This is a genomic window from Pseudoalteromonas sp. SR45-5 (assembly GCF_014163565.1).
GTDB classification, from domain to species: domain Bacteria; phylum Pseudomonadota; class Gammaproteobacteria; order Enterobacterales; family Alteromonadaceae; genus Pseudoalteromonas; species Pseudoalteromonas distincta.
The window spans coordinates 1-1,682 of record NZ_JACJDN010000751.1 but is presented as its reverse complement, the minus strand read 5'-3'; the positions used below and the strand labels follow the sequence as shown (position 1 = coordinate 1,682).

General features: G+C 39.5%; 2 protein-coding genes and 1 pseudogene. All 3 read right to left on the bottom strand.

All coding sequences use genetic code 11. From position 1 onward, the window contains the following. Positions 1 to 79 (bottom strand): annotated as a pseudogene (locus tag H5072_RS18650) (VF530 family DNA-binding protein); the annotation flags it as partial. A 72-nt stretch (positions 80 to 151) separates the two neighbouring features. Next, positions 152 to 1,144, bottom strand: coding sequence for an MDR family oxidoreductase (locus tag H5072_RS18645; protein ID WP_182694415.1), 993 nt, complete (start codon positions 1,142 to 1,144; stop codon positions 152 to 154). A gap of 49 nt (positions 1,145 to 1,193) precedes the next feature. Next, positions 1,194 to 1,682: TetR family transcriptional regulator C-terminal domain-containing protein (locus tag H5072_RS18640; protein ID WP_182694414.1), on the bottom strand; the 489-nt coding region annotated here is incomplete at its 5' end.

The following is a 1,682-nucleotide window of genomic DNA, read 5'->3' as shown; positions in this document are numbered from 1 at the left end:
GTTCAACCAGCTCTTCAACCACTTGTTCTAATTTAACGCCTTGCAGTGGATTATTACTGAAAAGTTCTTGGTTGCTCATAGGTGTTGCCTCGTTATTAAAATACAAATTGCATTATAAATTTAATAACGAGGCTTTAACAGAGTAAATAGCTTAACTTTGACAATTAACTACAACACGACCGCGAATTTTGCCTTGCATAAGCAGCTCTGCGTTATCAATTACGTGTTCTAGTGATATTTCTGTCGAAATTTTATCTAAGTAATCAGCGTTTACTAATTTAGCTAAACGATCCCACGCTTCAATTCTGTCGGCTTTAGGGCGCATTACGCTATCAATGCCTATTAGTGACACACCACGTAATATAAATGGGGCAACTGAGGCAGGTAAATCCATGCCTTGGGCAAGTCCGCAGGCGGTTACTACACCCCCATACTTTAATGATGCACAAATATTAGCAAGTGTATGGCTACCTACTGAATCTATTGCCGCTGCAAAGCGCTCTTTTTGCAAAGGCTTACCAGGGTTTGAAAGCTCGTTTCTGTCAATTACCTGTTTAGCACCTAACTCTTTTAAATATTCACTTTGATCTAATCGACCCGTAGCTGCTGTTACGTTGTAGCCAAGCTGGTTTAATAAATAAATAGCAAAGCTGCCTACGCCACCATTGGCACCTGTTACAAGTATTTCGCCAGATTCAGGGTTTATTCCTTGTTTTTCAAGAGCTATAGCACTTAGCATAGCGGTATAACCGGCTGTACCTATTTGCATCGCTTGTTTTGGAGAAATACCTGCAGGCAAGGGGATTAGCCAATCGCTATTAAGTGCCGCTTTTTGAGCAAGCCCGCCCCAATGTTTTTCGCCTACACCAAAGCCATTTAATATTACGTTATCGCCATTTTTAAATTCATCGCTGGTGGAATTTGTAACCGTACCCACTAAATCGATACCTGGCACCATAGGAAAACTGCGTACAACAGGGCCTTTACCCGTAATTGCTAAACCATCTTTATAGTTAAGTGTGCTGTATAGCACGTCGATAGAAACGTTTTCGTTTGGTAAATAACTGCTTTCGATAGTCGATAATGAGGCGCTGTAGTTATTATCTTCTTTATTAATAACAATGGCTTTAATTGGGTTATTCATGGGATATCCTTTTAGACCGATCGTCTTTTAATTGGTAAATAAAAACGCATTAGGTTAGTAATGCGCGTAAAAACATTTCTGTATATAAAGTAAGTGGGGTATTTGATTTTGTGAGCTTGGCGCGCATAACCGCACCTTCCCAGCCAATCCAAAAGTACTCACTCATCAATTTTGTATTTACATGGCTTGCAATAGTGCCTTGTTGCTTAGCTTGGTTTAAGCAAACCTCTACATGGTTTTGCCATGCGGTGTAGCTTTGCATTAATCTGGTTTTAAACTCATCACTTAAATGATTAAGCTCTTGATTTAAGTTACCTACTAAACAGCCACGTTTGTAATCGTATTTTTTCATCCCTTTAATTGCGCTTTGGGTAAAATTAACGATTCGCTCAAGTGGGGGAACATCTTCTTGCTGTAGGTAATGGGTAAGCTTTGCAATAAAGTAACTGTCGTATGCATCAACTAGGGCAATGCCGTAGGCCTCTTTACTTTTAAAGTAATGATAAAAGGAGCCTTTAGGTACAGCCGCTTTTTTTAA